We start from the raw sequence: 14,639 nt of genomic DNA, 5'->3' as shown, positions 1-14,639 counted from the left end.
ATGAGTGGCAAAAGACCTTTTGACACTCATATCATTTTATATCATTTACTACAGAAGAAAGACTTTTAAGCTTCTTCATAATACCCTGTTATCAATTACCAAATTTCTATATAAGAATGTGAGAAAAAAATATGCTGGAAGTAAAGAATATCCATAAAAAATTCGGATCAAACGAAGTATTAAAAGGTGTTGATTTCAAAGTTGAAAAAGGTTCTGTGATCGCAGTTCTGGGAAACAGCGGTTCTGGAAAGACAACCCTTCTCCGCTGTATCAGCTTTCTGGAGCAGGCAGATAAAGGAGAAATCACCTTTGATGATTTCCACAAAGATATCACTGCTGTGACCAGAAAAGAGATCCGGCAGTTACGAATGAAAATGGGCTTTGTCTTCCAGGGATACAATCTTTTCCGCAACAAAACAGCACTTGACAATGTACTGGAGGGTCTTACCATTGCCCGTAAGAATTCTCCGGAAGAAGCGAAGAAAAAAGCTATGGAAATGCTGGAAAAAGTAGGCATGGCAGACCGCGCCAACTTCTATCCGGACCAGCTTTCCGGTGGGCAGCAACAGCGTGTAGCTATCGCAAGAGCCATCGCCTACAATCCGGAAGTAGTTCTCTTCGACGAACCAACCTCCGCCCTTGACCCAAGACTTACCGGCGAGGTTCTGGATGTTATGAGAAAGCTTGCCGACGAAGGAACCACCATGGTCGTAGTCACCCACGAAATGGATTTTGCCAGAAAAGTTGCCAACTGGGTAGTCTACATGGAGGACGGTGTTATCGTAGAAGAGGGACCATCCAAAGAGTTCTTCTCACAGCCCAAGAGTGAGAAAACGATGGCATTCCTCCATATGACAAGTTCGGATTATGTGATTTGATAACTTTCTTTTATTTTGATATCCCTTTTTCCCAAAAATGTGCCTGGGAAATAAATTCCGGGCACATTTTTATGTCACCATATATTTTTCAGGCTTGTATAACTATGATACCTGCGGATTGTTTCGTCCGTTGCACTCCCATAACCTACTCAATTCGCATATCGTGAAGCATACGCTCCGCTTTTATGCTTTCTTTGCTGCAATGGCAAACATCGGAGTTGGATTATAAAATTCATCCTTCTCTTTATAAACCCGTCTGCTCAACCCCAGATCAATGGAAATCTGCTCCATTCCTGTTTTTCCAAGCTCTTCCACGTCCCAGGCCGGGCGGAGGTAAGAACTGATGGGCAGCTGACGTTTGATATCTTCGCACTCCTGCATCAGGGAATTTCCAAGCTGGTTGTGGGCGTGATTTTCCGGAAGGCCGGAGGTTTCGGCAAAGTTTGTAGCACCATAGTTGGCATCAAAATTCAGAAGAAGTCCACCTGGTTTTAACACTCTTGTCCACTCCTTATAGGCCTGTGCTGCCTCTGGTAAGGTCCAGGTCAGGTTCCTGGAAATGACTACATCGAAGCTTTCGTCCCGGAAGCTTAAATGCTCTGCATCCATCACCTGGAAATCACAGCTTACCTGCTCTTCTTTAGCAAGAATCCGGGAGTTTGCGATCATGTCCGGAGTAAGATCGGTGCCGGTTACATGGTGCCCCTGTTTTGCAAGAAGGATGGTAAAAAAGCCGGTTCCGCAGCCCACATCTAAGATTCTAAGCTTACCATTATCAGTCTCTTTTTCCTTAATTTCTATGACTGCTTCTTTTCTTTCTTTGCTTTCATCCTCAATTACAGGTTCTGTATTTTTTCCGTTATTCAAATATTTTTTATCGGTAAGTTTCTGAGCTTTTTCTTCAGAACTTAACGCCTTTTGGGGCAGATATTTCTCAATTTCTTCCAGCCATCTACCAGCTAATGGACTATGTAATTCTGCTCTTCTCTGCTCCAGGAAACTGTCGCTTCGCTTTGTCCAGTAAGCTGCAATCTTCTCTTTTCGGTCGTCTTCCTCGTAGCTGATCCGACCGTAAGCTACCATCGGACCATCCTTAATCACCTGCAGGGAACCAGTCTGATACAGGATTACTCCGTCCCCATAGGAGGTACAGGTTTCCAGAATGTTATCCTCATAATCCTTTACATAGCCAAGAATTTCTCCTTCTGTAAACAGGTCTCCTGCCTTCTTCTGGGGATACCAGAGTCCCGTATAAGAGGCGGATTGATACTGCACATCCGTTACATTTAACGGATAATATTTCCGCATACTTCTATGTCCGTCATAAATACCGAGGAACCGTAAAATACTGCGTACATCACGCTTCATAGAACGCACTTCTTCTGTCTCCCAGGCTCCCATTCCGCCCCGCTCCAGAAGAACGGAAGGAATGCCGCAGGATGCTGCATAATTATAGCTTCCACCAGACGATACCTCAGATTTTACCATGTAAGGAACATCCACCTGCTCTGCCATCTGACGGGAAATTTTCATCACTTCCGGGGCTGCTTTACCTGCATAATACACATAGGGAGTCAGTTTCTCATAGTCGTCACCGCTGTGAAGATCAATATAAAAATCTGCCACCTTCTGCAGCTCTTCAACTACTGCATAAGCCAGTTTTTCGTATGTGGTACCTTCTTTTTTTCCTGGAAAAAGGCGGTTCAGATTCTCACCTGTCGCTCTGCAAAGAGAACCGTGACGGTTTTCAAATTCTTCCCTCGCCACTACCTTTACAATAATCACTGTTCCTGTCATTTTCTCAATTTTCAAATCTCTTCCAAGCTCTACGGCACTCTGGATTCCCACATATTCTCCAGCGTGGATACCAGCTGTGATAAGAGCTGTTTTACCTGGTTTTTCGCCCCTGACAATTGTTGCAGGAAGAGAAAATCTACCATTTCCAATGGAAATAAAACCATGGACACGCTGCCCTGGTGTCGCACTTAAGCCACCTATATTTATTATTTCACTCATTATTTTCTACCTTTTCCAATAATATCTTTACAAATAATTTTCCTTACGATTCAATAAAAACTTATCCTATTTTTTAAATACTCTAATACTTCATTCTTACAACCAACACCGCTTTACTTATCTTTAAATTCGTACAAATTTCTGTATATCACTGATAATATCTTTTTCTATTTTACAGCCTCCACCATAAACATGGGTGTAGATCCATAATTCAGCTTCTCTTCCTCGCTCCATACCTGCTGCCAGATGTCCTCATTCACCTGAATCTGCGCTGCTCCAAGCGCTTCCAGTACCTTCACATCCCATCCCGGACGCTTGGTCTCCGACAACGGAACCTGCAGCGCAATTTTCTCCATTCGGTCAATATCTGTGCACAGATAATGGTCATCCAAGCTTCCTTTTTCCACATTTTTACGGTCGTTCTCGTAAGCCTCACGCTTCTTATCATCATAGAGATATCCATACCAGTTGGCATCAAAATTCAAAAGCTTTCCACCTTTTTTCAGCACCCGAAGCCACTCTTTATATGCCATTTCCGGATGGGGCAGATTCCAGGTCAGGTTTCTGGAAATGATCACGTCAAAGCTCTCATCTTCAAACTCCAATGCCTGGGCATCCATTCTTTTAAATTCAATATTCCGGCTCTTTTCTCCGATAAATTTCGCTGCATTTTCTGCAGCCTTTTCCAACATTCCCGGAGTGTAATCTATGGCTGTTACATGATATCCTGCTTCCGCAAGAATCATAGGGAAAAAGCCTGGACCTGTGCCGATATCCAGAATTCTCAGGTGGTCCTTATATTTGTCTGTATGTTGTTTTTCGGAAAATTCTTCTTCGAAAACTTCTTTTTCCACAGAATTGTTTTCTGAATCCTCATTTTTCCCAGACCTTTTTCCCCAAAATCCGCGTTCCAGAGTCTCCAGCCATGCCTTTTTCTGCATCCCATTCAACTCTTTTTCATTCACCTCAGAATACCCCTCCGTCCGGGTACTCCAGTAACTCTCTATTTCATCCAGTAATTTATCCACTTGTAATTCCTCCGCATTTAACTCTAATGTTAAAATTTTATCAAAACCAGTTTTCTTCCGCAAGCCCCCCGGGGGGATGGAACTCTATATAAAAAGGCAGACGAATCTGTATCTCTACAAACTCGCCTGCTCTCTTTTCTTTTTTTCCTTAAAAAGCTGTCTAAATTAAGGGAATCCTTAATAAAATAAGGGAATTTCAACTATTACAAATGCTTCTCCAACAACACCAGCTGCACATCCGGTATCCCGTTAAATACTGTAGGCACAATCCCGATTTCTTTATATCCAAGCTTCTTATACAGCCCCCTTGCAGCAGCATTTCTTGCGTTGGTATCCATTCGAAGTTCCGGACAGCCGTGACTTAAAGCGTAATCCTCATAGAACTTTACAAACCTCTTTCCATAGCCTTTTCCAGAAGCGGAGGGGGAAACTACCAGAGTGTGAAGGACGCAGACCTCCTCATCCCTGGCTGCGAATTCCCAATCGCCTTCTGCATAAGAATCCACCTGCGCTTTATTGATTCTGGCCGCTCCCAGGATCTCACCTGCATCCTCCAGAACAAACAAGTCATTGGCATCTAATGCTGCCTGTGCCGTAGCTCTTGTAGGATACACGCCACGGATCCAGCCAATGGTCTGCTGACCTGTTTCTTCTGCAGTATGAATATCATTGTAAAGCTGTTCCACTGACACAAGATCAGCCTGTGTTCCCTTTCGAATTATCATTTTCTGTCCCTCTCCTTATGCAAAATATAATTGTTTTTCTTCGTCTCGGAAAAAGCCCTATCTGCTTCTTTTTAATACTGTTCATAGCTGTCAGGCTTCTGGATATATCTGGGATTTCATGCTTGTTATCTAGAGCATGTTTGAAAAAGGCTTTCTGCAAGATGTGCGTCACAATTTGTGGGAGATTTTGCCCGGATGAGGGCGCCGTAGCGGGCTACGGCAACCGAATTCGGGTGAAATATACCGCAAAGTGGGGCGTGCAGATTGCGGAAATGATTTTTCAAACAGGCTCTAATACATCGAATATTAAGTAACTGCCATATTGACTTGTCTGCATATTGGTATCGTTATTTACGAAACGATGTACTGGCTGTATTTTCAGCCGCAATTTCATCAATTCTCACAAGCTCTTCCTCCGTAAATGGTGCACAGTGGATTGCTTTTATGTTATCAAGGATCTGCTGTGGTCGTGATGCTCCAATGAGTACACTGGTCACCTCCTGCTGTGCAAGCAGCCAGCCAAGAGCCATCTCCGAAAGCTTCTCGCCACGCCCTGCAGCCATATCATTCAGCTTCCGGATCTGTAGCAAACGCTCTGGAGTCAGATTGCTTTCCTTCAAAAATCTGCCATCGGTACGAATTCTGCTGTCCTCCGGAATGCCATTAAGATAGCGGTCTGTAAGCTGTCCCTGTGCAAGAGGACTGAAAGTGATCAGACCTTTTTTCAGAATTCCTGTGGTCTTTTTTAGTCCATTTTTCTCCACAGTTCTGTCAAAAATAGAATAACGATTCTGATTAATTACAAAAGGACAATGCATTTCATACAAAATCGACGTTGCCTGTGAAAGTGTTTTTCCATCGTAATTGGAAAGTCCCACATATAGGGCTTTTCCGCTCTGCACTGCACTGGCCAGCGCTCCCATGGTCTCTTCCAGAGGGGTCTCCGGATCCATTCTATGATGGTAAAAAATATCCACATATTCCAGTCCCATACGCTTCAGGCTCTGGTCAAGACTTGCCAGAAGATACTTGCGGCTGCCCCAGTTTCCATAAGGACCATCCCACATTTCATATCCTGCCTTGGTAGTAATGATCAGCTCGTCCCTGTATTTTCCCAGATCTTCTTTCAGAAGCCTGCCGAAATTAATCTCTGCACTCCCCGGCTCCGGTCCATAATTATTTGCCAGATCGAACTGTGTGATTCCGTTGTCAAACGCAGTAAAACACAGCTGTCTCATATTCTCAAATTTAGACGTATCTCCAAAATTATGCCACAGTCCAAGCGACACCTTCGGCAGCATAAGTCCGCTGTCACCGCAACGGTTGTATTCCATTGTGGTGTAACGTTCCTTTGAAGCAATGTACATAATAAAAACCTCCCTGAAAACGATCATTAGTTTTAATATACTACCCGGAAAATGATTTGTCATTGGAAAATATGACTGTTTATGCCTTTTTTCAAACGGGCATTATCCTATTCTGGATCCACAGCCTACCAATTACATTTCCCAGAGCTTTTCTCAAAAAATAATATTAATCCCATTTGGCTCCATTATTTTCCCTACTAACGCTTCACTTGGCATGGATATGCTCACATTAATATCAAAATCATACGCCGTTGTTCCCATAACAACTATATTTCCAGAGGTTCCTTGAGATATAATATTTACCATCTCATTTTCAGATATTTCTATTTGCTCCTGAAACATATGCTGAACCACTTTAGGAGTACTAAACAATATAATCTTTGCCCCTCTGTTCTGTACGTTTGTTCTTTTTACTGCGGAATCAATTTTTGATGCTGCACCTTTATCATCTGTCAGTACACATATTTTCCCATCTACGATTCCAGGAAGATGTGACAGTATATGTACGCATATCGCAATAAGTTCTTCCCCTAAATTATCCGCATGTTCTTTGTTTTCTCTCACTGTGGCAAAAAATCTACGATATATATCAGACTGTCTTAAATTTTTCCCTTCAAGCACTTCTGCTGTAAGTTTCTCGTCATTTTTCAACGTTTCTGTTATTGTACTAACCGGAGATTTTACCATTCTCACAGCCCAGGATAAATACTCATTTATTCTTTCATTTGTAGAAAAGCATTCTGAAAGAATGTCATATGTATATTCTTCATTAAATATCACAACCTTAATTTCTGCCTCAGCCATTTTTTTTATGAATGCAATATATTCTTCTGCTAAACTATGCCTGTCTGATGCAAGCTCCATCAAAATACATTTCGTGATAAATACCACTGTTCCATGTATTTTATAATAATTCATCAATACTTTTATCTCTTTATCCGGCAAATGAGAATGCTTTTGAAACGAGCATGCATCATAAAAAATAACTCTTTGAGCCAGATAGAAAATTTTCTTTATGCCATTAATCTCTTTTTCAACAAAAGTACCTATCTCATTAAAATTATCGGGAGTTTCCGTATATGTAGTTGGCATATCTTACTCCCTCCTTATTTTCTGGTATAGTTCACGCATATTATGAAGAACTTTATCTAATGTACGCTCATTTATATATCCATCCTCGACATATTTTTTTCCAAACTTCTTAACTATAGCTTCTACGTGCAGATAATCATCTTTTTTTGATGGTTCCATTATGGCCTCGTCCAACCAAAGATCAGCTAATTTTTGTTTAATCTGGGTACGATCATGATTAAGTAATCCTTCTGTAACTGCATTTCCAGCTATCAATCTCAATTCAAGGCATCTAATCAAAACTGCCATAAATGGAACTTCATAATATGCCATTAATCGGATAATTGTATCTACTTCATTACTGTCAGATTCTTCTTTAAATTTCAAATACATTCTTCTAAAACTTATCTCTGGCATTAACAACATCCCAGCAAAAAGATTTGCAGCATATTCTTCCTCATGTTCATAATAATGATCGTCTGAAAATTCTACCTTTGAAACAAATTCATTTTCGCCCCAGAAAACATGATAAATTTCATGTGATATAGCAAAATTCGTATTCACCTTAGGTAAAGAAGTGTTAATTACAACATACCCTAATCCATCACCTTTATAACACAAAGCGCCTATTTCATCATCGGCAAAAGGTATTTCCAAAACCAGAAATCCTTTTTTCTGAAAAGAGGACCGCACAATTTGCAGAACATTAAGAAGATCACTATCATATTCAATCCCGGCAAATGAACAGAATCTTTTTATCATAGAGTAGATTTCGTCATGATTTTTATCACTATATGCAATGATTTTTCGTAAACGCTCTATATTCATCACTTAACTCCTCGCTATATTTTCAAAACGACTGTTTGCACTGATTACTTCATCAATATTTTCCATTAATTCCACTAACTGCTTGGCGATCTGCTCTTGTTTCTTGGAAGGTTCTCCAGCATAAAATGCAATTTTATTCATTGAAGAACTTCCGACCTGTGAAATGCTCATAGATTCTTTCAAAAAAAATCCAATACTTTTCCCAAGTCCACGTGCAATCTTCTCCATATCTGTACCGCTTTCTTCTTGTGAACCAGTCAATAAACGCGACATTTTATTCTTATCTATACCTGTAACCATGCTTAGATAAGATTGCTTAATCTTCATTTCTGATAAATATTTATTCACGTTGCTTATAAACTTCGTCATGGCTCTCAACTCCTTGGCTCTCTTTTTACCTTTTAATATTTTATTCTATGTACCTAATATTATACTTCTCTCTTTATATAATGCAACCATTTCATCTCAAATTTTAAGATTTTTATTTGTTGCATTTTAGATATAGCATTTATTTCTTCCATAATTTCATTCTTATTTTCTCAAATTTTGATATTTGCTATATATTGTAAAAATCATATCTGTTCTCTTCATAAACAATAAACAGATCTGAATTACGCTTTTTCTTCTGCAAAAAATAATTGCCCTAATCGGTAAACTATGGTATTCTATAGGTATTATACGTGTACTGCTACACACGCAAAAAATTGAGGTGATCTATCGTGAAATCTAATGAATCCGCTGAGAACTATCTGGAAACCATTCTTATTCTCAGCAAAAAGAAACCTGTTGTGCGTTCCGTTGATATTGCTGATGAGCTTGGATTTAAGAAATCAAGTGTCAGTGTTGCTATGAAGAACCTTCGTGAAAAGAACCATATCACTGTCACTCCAGAAGGATATATTTATCTTACCGAATCCGGACAGAAGATTGCAGATATGATTTATGAGCGACATGAATTTTTATCCTCCTGGCTGATCAGTCTGGGTGTTGATCCGGAAACTGCAACCTCCGATGCATGCCGTATCGAGCATGTCATCAGTCCAGAGAGTTTTACCGCTATCAAGGAGCATCTCTCTCCTGGTAAATAAATTATACGCATTGCGTTTTTGCATTGCATTTTCCTACAATTACAGAAGCTCATTGACTGCTGTACGCAGCAATCATAAAGACCTGTACTCCAGATAAAACCAATGACAAGGTTCCATCATTGTAGAATTTTATCCGGATACAGGTCTTTTTTATTTATATACTTTTCCTTATTTCACCAGATAATATCTGGCAGAAAATGGTCCCATTTTAAATACTGTTTTTCCGCCTGTAATTACCTTTTCTTTTTTCGTGTAGCGCTTTTTACCGCCATATTTCACCATATCACTTGCAAGGAGAAGCTCATATCCGGCATAATCTTTTTCCAAAGTGTATTCCTGGATTTCGTCGGAGAAATTGAACACAGCCAAAATTTTCTGATCCCCACTGATTCTTTCAAACAGATACATGCACTTCTGCTCCTGATGGCAATCCACCCATGAGAAACCATCCTGGCTGAAATCTCTCTGGGAAAAAGCACTGTTCTTCAGATAGCATTGGTTCAGATCTGCCATGAATTTATGAAATGCTTCATGAACAGGGAATTTCAGCAAAATCCAGTCCAACTCATCCTTTTCGCACCATTCTTTCAGCTGTGCCAGCTCATTTCCCATGAAATTCAGCTTTGCACCCGGGTGCGCATACATATACATATAGAAAGCTCTTGCCTGTGGAAATTTCCCGTCATAACCACCGTTCATCTTCTGGGCGATGGTTGCCTTTCCGTGGACAACCTCGTCATGGGACAATGGCAAGATATAGCGCTCATTGTAAAAATACATCATAGAGAATGTCAGCTTGTGATATTTTTCCTGTCTTTCTTTTGCATCTGCCTGAAAATAAGACAGAGTATCATGCATCCATCCAAGATCCCATTTGTAATCAAATCCAAGTCCGCCCTCCCATACCGGCTTTGTCACACCCTGATATGGAGTGGAATCCTCGGCAAAAAGGAGGCAGTCAGGGATTCTTTCCTTTAAGCCCTGATTCATGGTACGGATAAATTTCAGAGCTGCCAGGTTTTCTCCACGGCTTGCGTCCCCCTGCCAGTAAATCAGATTTCCTACTGCGTCCATGCGAAGGCCATCGAAATGAAATTCATTCATCCAGTAATAGGCAGAGGACTGCAGAAAACTGCAAACTTCTCCTCTGGAATGCATAAAATTGCAGCTTCCCCATTCGTTGCGGCCAACTGCCATGTTTGGATATTCATAAAGAGCTGTTCCGTCATATTCTGCCAACGCATAATCATTCACTGCAAAATGCACTGGAACAAAGTCCAGAATGACCCCAATTCCAGCCTGGTGGCACTGGTCTACAAATGCTTTCAATTCTTCCGGCTTGCCATAGCGGGAGGTTGGACTGAAATATCCTGTATCCTGATATCCCCAGGATTCGTCGCATGGGTACTCACAGAGAGGCATGATCTCCACATAATTATAGCCGTGTTCCTTCAAATAGGTGATAAGGATCGGTGCCAGTTCCTCATAGGTGTACCAGTCTTCCTGTCCTTCGCCTCGTTTTTTCCAGGAGCCAAAATGCATTTCATAAATGTTTACTGGTTTGTCGTAGCTTGCTTTGCGGTTTTTCAGCCATTTGCTGTCGCCAAATTCATAACCGCCAAGAGCATAGGTCTTTGAAGCAGTGCCTGGACGCATCTCGCTATAAAAAGCATAGGGGTCTGCATGGTCCACGAAGGAGCCGTCCTGACGGTAAATTCTGTATTTATACATCAGGTCAGAGCCTACATTATTCATGGTGCATTCCCAGAAATTGCCATCATGAACGCGGTTCATAGGAGTCTCTGTCCAGCCGTTGAACTCACCAATTACAGATACTCGCTGCGCTGCCGGGGCAAATGTACGGAAGGTGGTTCCGCCATCCCATACGTGAGCACCAAGGTACTGATATGCTTCAAATTCTTTTCCTGTATAAAAGTTGTAAAAATCCATGTTTTTGCTCTCCCATTCATTATAAAAAGATATTAGACAGTAGTTGTTTTTCTCTGTATAATAAGTATAATTGTGTAAATGAAAAATTGCTACCGACGAAAAACGACATTAGTTGGATTTCCAACGTTTTTTGAAATGTGTCGGATTTCTTTATAACCTATTTAGTGTGTTGAAAGTTGTTCAAGGCGGACGCACTCGGACAATGGTGATTGCTCACTCGCCGGCGCAACGCTCCAGCGAACTAACTGCTAACTGCGACTAAATCGTTCAGGAGAGCCTTCACGATTAAGTCGACCTAAGCAGTGGATTTCGCCTACGCTAAAACCGCGCCTGAAATGGCTCGCTGGAGCAATCACCATTGCCCGAATGCTGTGTACTGGCTGGACTTATTTGTACATAGTAACTTTCAACAGGTGGGGTGGGTGAGTGATTGGTTTCCCTATACTGTATCGGAAACGAAAGTTTATGGGAATCTTGCCGAAAATTAGCGGCTTTTATAATTTCTATGAAGTATTTGCACATTCTTAGGGCTGTTTTGCAAACAAAGAACTTGACATATTATTTTATGTGTCTTCAATACCCCATTTAGATGGTTGATACTTCGCAGCTTTATTGGTTTTACCTAATCTATCATTGGCAAGAAAGTTTCGGGGAAACAATCACTCCCCCTCCCCTCGTTAAAAGTTCCTAAATAACCTCAGTTCCAGCCGACACACAGCATTTGGGCAATGTGTATTACTTCAGCGAGCCATTTCAGGCGCGTTCTTAGCGTAAGCGAAATCCAGCGCTTACGTAGACTTATGCGTGAGGGCTCTCCCGAACGCATTAGTCGCAGTTAGCGATTAGTTCGCTGGAGCGTTGCGCCGGCGAGTGAGTAATACACATTGTCCAAATGCGTCCGCATTGAAGAACTTTTAATCAACTAAATAGCAAATTAAAATAAAGGATAACGCTATATGGATATTAGAATTGAAAAAACCAGACAGAGTATTATAAATGCTTTTATAGAGTTGCGTTCTCATAAGGAGCTGGAGAGGATTACGATTAAGGAGTTGTGTGAGAAAGCGCAGATCAATAAATCTACATTTTATGCACATTATCAGGATATTTATCATCTCTCGGATACATTGGAAACGGAAGTTGTGGTATCAATTATGGAGAATCTCACTCATCCGGAGAGAGTACTGGACGATACTGCTTTTTTTTCCAGGGAACTGTTTATGGGGTTTCTGGCAAAGGATTCGCTGATTGGAATTTTGTTTTCGGGAAGCAGGAGTAAATGCCTGGTGCAGAAAATTGAAGCAGCTTTAAAGGAGCTGGTGTTTGGAGCTTACCCTCAATATCGGGATGACAAGGACATTAATATTATGCTCACTTACATTCTATATGGATGTTATTATGCGTTTTATGAAAACCGAAAATATGGAGATGTGCCAGTGCTTTCCAGTATTACAGAACTTACAGGCAAGACGGCGCAGGCAGCATTAAAAATGATAAAAAAATAAAAGCACCTCAATGCACGCAACATTAAATATGATAAAAACTAAAAGCACCCTCGAAGTGTGCAACTTTGCAACTACTAAACAGTTACCTATTTTCATCGCAGGAGGTCAATAAATTGACAACAAACAATTCGAATATACAAGAAATAAATTCTGGTACTCCACCAGTATCTCCCTTACAAATTTTAAAAACTTACTTCGGATATGATTCCTTCCGGGAAGGACAAGGAGAAATTATAGATACCATTTTAAGTGGAAGAGATGCTCTGGCAATTATGCCGACAGGGGCCGGAAAATCCCTTTGTTATCAAGTTCCAGCGCTGCTTTTGCCAGGAATTACATTGGTGGTTTCACCGCTGATCTCACTTATGCAGGATCAGGTGAAATCTCTGAATGAAGCAGGAATTCACGCGGCTTATATTAATTCCTCACTGACTGAGGGACAGATTAATAAGGCTCTTTCTTTCGCTGCGCGAGGTGTCTATAAGATTATTTACGTAGCACCAGAACGACTGGAAACAGCTTCATTTCTAAGCTTCGCGCTACATACTCCTATCTCCATGGTAACTGTAGACGAGGCCCACTGTATCTCCCAATGGGGACAGGATTTCCGTCCAAGTTACTTAAAAATCATAGATTTTGTGGAACAGCTGCCTGGCAATCCGATCATCAGTGCCTTCACTGCCACCGCAACAGAAGTGGTAAAAAATGACATTGCAAGGATCCTGAAACTGAAGAATCCCAACGTTGTTGTCACTGGTTTTGACAGAGAAAATCTCTATTATCAAGTGGAACATCTCACTGGAAAGCAGAAGGACATCTTTATCCAAAATTACATAGAAACCCACCCAAACGAAAGTGGAATCATCTACTGTGCCACCAGAAAAAACGTGGATACTTTGTATGAGAAATTATTGAAACAAGGCGTCTCTGTAACCCGTTACCACGCTGGAATGAGCAACGATATCCGCAAAAAAAGTCAGGATGATTTCATCTATGACCGCGCTCAGGTTGTGATTGCCACCAATGCTTTTGGCATGGGAATCGACAAATCCAATGTGCGTTTCGTCATCCACTACAACATGCCTCAGAGCATGGAAAACTATTACCAGGAAGCTGGCCGCGCAGGACGTGATGGTGAACCTGCAAAATGTATCCTTCTCTTTTCCACTCAGGATGTGATGATCAGCAAACTCCTTCTTGGAAGCAAAGACTTCGAAGGTATGGATTTTCAGGAAATTGAACAGGTAAAACATCAGGATTCCCGCCGTCTCCAGCTTATGGAAGGCTACTGTATGACCACCTCCTGTCTGCGCAATTACATCCTGAAATACTTCGGAGAAACCACACATCAGCCTTGTGATAATTGCGGCAACTGCCACCAGGAATTTGAAGAACTGGATATGACCCTGGATGCCAAATGGGTAGTCGGCTGCATCACCGAAATGCGCGGCCGCTATGGCCAGGCTCTGGTAATCGGCACCCTCCTGGGCTCAAAAAAAGCCCGTCTGAAGGACATTGGCGCCACCTCCTACAACTGCTATGGTCAGTTAGAGAACCGCACTGAAGCCGATCTCCGGCTCCTTATTAGCCAGATGATCCGTATGGGTTATATCACCCAGACAGAAGGAGAATACAGTGTTTTAAAAGCAGGAAATATTGCAGATTTACAAAATAAAAATACAAAGATCATAATAAAGAAATTCAAAGAAAAAGAGAAAATATCAACCACAAAGAAACACAAAACTCCATTCAAAAAGGACAGTTTTTCCGCTTCCACCGAAAGCTCATCCACTGATTCCACCGCCACAAACTCCAGCCACAATTCTGCCCTTTTTGAAGCCTTACGTCAGCTCCGTCTCCAGATTGCCAAGGAAGAATCTGTCCCTCCCTACATCGTCTTCACCGACAGAACCCTTATCGATATGTGCAGTAAACTTCCTCAGAATGAGGATGAAATGCTCAATGTATCCGGTGTAGGACAAAACAAACTTAAGAAATACGGCCAACGATTTTTACAGGAAATTTCCGCATTTCAGTCTGCTGATCACTAGACATCATTGCTATTTAGTTGATTAAAAGTTCTTTAATGCGGACGCATTTGGACAATGTGTATTACTCACTCGCCGGCGCAACGCTCCAGCGAACTAATCGCTAACTGCGACTAATGCGTTCGGGAGAGCCCT

13 protein-coding genes and 1 pseudogene are annotated in these 14,639 nt (G+C 41.4%); 5 read left to right on the top strand and 9 right to left on the bottom strand.

Annotated elements, in window-relative coordinates; translation table 11 throughout:
* Window positions 1-131 precede the first annotated feature (131 nt).
* Window positions 132-878, top strand: a complete 747-nt coding sequence (locus I4V84_RS09825; protein ID WP_195991822.1) for an amino acid ABC transporter ATP-binding protein — start codon at window positions 132-134, stop codon at window positions 876-878.
* Window positions 879-1,061: 183 nt separating this feature from the next.
* Here the strand turns inward: I4V84_RS09825 and I4V84_RS19930 are convergent, their stop codons facing one another.
* The 4 genes from I4V84_RS19930 to I4V84_RS20515 form a co-directional block, all read right to left on the bottom strand.
* Window positions 1,062-2,894, bottom strand: a complete 1,833-nt coding sequence (locus I4V84_RS19930; protein ID WP_243284068.1) for a methyltransferase domain-containing protein — start codon at window positions 2,892-2,894, stop codon at window positions 1,062-1,064.
* A gap of 167 nt (window positions 2,895-3,061) precedes the next feature.
* Window positions 3,062-3,922 (bottom strand): class I SAM-dependent methyltransferase, encoded by an 861-nt coding sequence (locus I4V84_RS09815; RefSeq protein ID WP_207664904.1) that lies wholly within the window; start codon window positions 3,920-3,922, stop codon window positions 3,062-3,064.
* Between the two features lie 203 nt (window positions 3,923-4,125).
* Window positions 4,126-4,647 (bottom strand): GNAT family N-acetyltransferase, encoded by a 522-nt coding sequence (locus tag I4V84_RS09810; protein ID WP_195991820.1) that lies wholly within the window; start codon window positions 4,645-4,647, stop codon window positions 4,126-4,128.
* Between the two features lie 125 nt (window positions 4,648-4,772).
* A complete protein-coding gene (locus I4V84_RS20515; RefSeq protein ID WP_308768459.1) occupies window positions 4,773-4,889 on the bottom strand; it encodes a DUF6783 domain-containing protein in 117 nt (38 codons plus the stop codon).
* Here I4V84_RS20515 and I4V84_RS20510 point away from each other — a divergent pair.
* A pseudogene (locus tag I4V84_RS20510) lies at window positions 4,848-4,961 on the top strand (DUF6783 domain-containing protein); the annotation flags it as partial. The gene I4V84_RS20515 and the pseudogene I4V84_RS20510 overlap by 42 nt on opposite strands.
* A gap of 33 nt (window positions 4,962-4,994) precedes the next feature.
* On the opposite strand, the gene I4V84_RS09805 reads toward I4V84_RS20510, so the two are convergent.
* From I4V84_RS09805 to I4V84_RS09790, 4 genes are all read right to left on the bottom strand, one after another.
* A complete protein-coding gene (locus I4V84_RS09805; protein ID WP_207748649.1) occupies window positions 4,995-6,014 on the bottom strand; it encodes an aldo/keto reductase in 1,020 nt (339 codons plus the stop codon).
* A 153-nt stretch (window positions 6,015-6,167) separates the two neighbouring features.
* Complete coding sequence (locus I4V84_RS09800; RefSeq protein ID WP_195700392.1) at window positions 6,168-7,106, bottom strand: hypothetical protein; 939 nt, start codon at window positions 7,104-7,106, stop codon at window positions 6,168-6,170.
* 3 nt (window positions 7,107-7,109) lie between these two features.
* Window positions 7,110-7,913 carry an ImmA/IrrE family metallo-endopeptidase gene (locus tag I4V84_RS09795; protein WP_195700391.1) on the bottom strand — a complete coding sequence of 268 codons (804 nt, stop codon included), beginning with the start codon at window positions 7,911-7,913 and terminating at the stop codon, window positions 7,110-7,112.
* A gap of 3 nt (window positions 7,914-7,916) precedes the next feature.
* Window positions 7,917-8,282: a helix-turn-helix transcriptional regulator gene (locus I4V84_RS09790; RefSeq protein ID WP_173718179.1), complete on the bottom strand. Its 366-nt coding sequence runs from the start codon at window positions 8,280-8,282 to the stop codon at window positions 7,917-7,919.
* A gap of 350 nt (window positions 8,283-8,632) precedes the next feature.
* Between I4V84_RS09790 and I4V84_RS09785 the strand changes: the two genes are divergently transcribed.
* Window positions 8,633-9,001: a metal-dependent transcriptional regulator gene (locus I4V84_RS09785; RefSeq protein ID WP_118578152.1), complete on the top strand. Its 369-nt coding sequence runs from the start codon at window positions 8,633-8,635 to the stop codon at window positions 8,999-9,001.
* Window positions 9,002-9,169: 168 nt separating this feature from the next.
* Here I4V84_RS09785 and glgB read toward each other — a convergent pair whose 3' ends face one another.
* Window positions 9,170-10,951: a 1,4-alpha-glucan branching protein GlgB gene (gene glgB / locus I4V84_RS09780; RefSeq protein ID WP_195991818.1), complete on the bottom strand. Its 1,782-nt coding sequence runs from the start codon at window positions 10,949-10,951 to the stop codon at window positions 9,170-9,172.
* A gap of 956 nt (window positions 10,952-11,907) precedes the next feature.
* Between glgB and I4V84_RS09775 the strand changes: the two genes are divergently transcribed.
* Both I4V84_RS09775 and recQ read left to right on the top strand, forming a co-directional pair.
* Entirely contained in the window at window positions 11,908-12,456 is a 549-nt protein-coding gene (locus tag I4V84_RS09775) for a TetR/AcrR family transcriptional regulator (RefSeq protein WP_118578150.1), read from the top strand.
* Window positions 12,457-12,569: 113 nt separating this feature from the next.
* Window positions 12,570-14,507, top strand: a complete 1,938-nt coding sequence (gene recQ, locus I4V84_RS09770; protein ID WP_207748648.1) for a DNA helicase RecQ — start codon at window positions 12,570-12,572, stop codon at window positions 14,505-14,507.
* Window positions 14,508-14,639 lie beyond the last annotated feature (132 nt).

It is taken from the genome of Ruminococcus sp. 1001713B170207_170306_F1, assembly GCF_015668065.1.
Taxonomy (GTDB): Bacteria; Bacillota; Clostridia; order Lachnospirales; family Lachnospiraceae; genus Blautia_A; species Blautia_A faecis.
Note: the sequence above shows the minus strand (reverse complement) of the source record. Positions and strands in the feature narration are given on the sequence as shown.

Excerpts from the sequence above, each read along its gene's own strand:
- I4V84_RS09810 (WP_195991820.1), bottom strand. The coding sequence starts at position 4,647 with ATGATAATTCGAAAGGGAACACAGGCTGATCTTGTGTCAGTGGAACAG.
- glgB (WP_195991818.1), bottom strand. The coding sequence starts at position 10,951 with ATGGATTTTTACAACTTTTATACAGGAAAAGAATTTGAAGCATATCAG.
- I4V84_RS09790 (WP_173718179.1), bottom strand. The coding sequence starts at position 8,282 with ATGACGAAGTTTATAAGCAACGTGAATAAATATTTATCAGAAATGAAG.
- I4V84_RS09775 (WP_118578150.1), top strand. The coding sequence starts at position 11,908 with ATGGATATTAGAATTGAAAAAACCAGACAGAGTATTATAAATGCTTTT.
- I4V84_RS09800 (WP_195700392.1), bottom strand. The coding sequence starts at position 7,106 with ATGCCAACTACATATACGGAAACTCCCGATAATTTTAATGAGATAGGT.
- I4V84_RS19930 (WP_243284068.1), bottom strand. The coding sequence starts at position 2,894 with ATGAGTGAAATAATAAATATAGGTGGCTTAAGTGCGACACCAGGGCAG.
- I4V84_RS09795 (WP_195700391.1), bottom strand. The coding sequence starts at position 7,913 with ATGAATATAGAGCGTTTACGAAAAATCATTGCATATAGTGATAAAAAT.
- I4V84_RS09825 (WP_195991822.1), top strand. The coding sequence starts at position 132 with ATGCTGGAAGTAAAGAATATCCATAAAAAATTCGGATCAAACGAAGTA.
- I4V84_RS09805 (WP_207748649.1), bottom strand. The coding sequence starts at position 6,014 with ATGTACATTGCTTCAAAGGAACGTTACACCACAATGGAATACAACCGT.